This is a genomic window from Mesorhizobium sp. M7A.F.Ca.CA.004.04.2.1, assembly GCF_004022825.1.
Taxonomy (GTDB): Bacteria; Pseudomonadota; Alphaproteobacteria; order Rhizobiales; family Rhizobiaceae; genus Mesorhizobium.
In genome coordinates, this window is record NZ_RZPH01001666.1 from 1 (window position 1) to 625 (window position 625).

1 pseudogene is annotated in these 625 nt (G+C 65.8%); it reads left to right on the plus strand.

Annotated features, from left to right (window positions below):
- Nucleotides 1–625 (plus strand): annotated as a pseudogene (locus EN893_RS36855) (hypothetical protein); the annotation flags it as partial.

Below are 625 nucleotides of genomic sequence, written 5' to 3' on the forward strand. Positions count from 1 at the left end.
GATCGGCGGCGCCTTCGCCGTTGCCGTCAGTTTCCTCGTCCTGGCGCTGCTGCCAGCGGATTTTCTCGATCGTTTCTGGCGCCGGCGCCTGCCGTTGTTTGCCCTCAGCGACGCCACCCGCGCCGCCATCAGCCTGCTATCCTTCGCCGGCTTTGCAATTCTTATCGCCGCCGGCTTTTTCGGCAGCCGCGACCCACTTTCCAATCCTCTGCCACTGGTGATCTGGACACTGTTGTGGGCCGGCGTCACGCTGCTGCAGGGTGTCTTCGGCGACCTCTGGTCATGGCTCAACCCCTGGTATGGAGCATGGCGTCTCGCCTCGCGCCTGTTCGGGACCAGGGATCACGGAGCATGGCGCCTGCCCGGATGGGTCGGCTGCTGGCCGGCTGTCATCCTGTTCTTCGCCTTCGCCTGGTTCGAACTCATCGATCCGGCGCCCGACGATCCGGGGCGGCTGGCCTTGGCCGCCGGCCTCTACTGGCTGTTCTCTTTCCTCGCCATGCTGGCGTTCGGCTATCGCGGCTGGAGCCGCAGCGGTGAATTCCTGACGGTTTTCTTCTCGATGGTGGCGCGCTTCGCCGTGGCCGAACGCAACCAAGACGGCCGGCTTGGCCTGTGCTGGCCC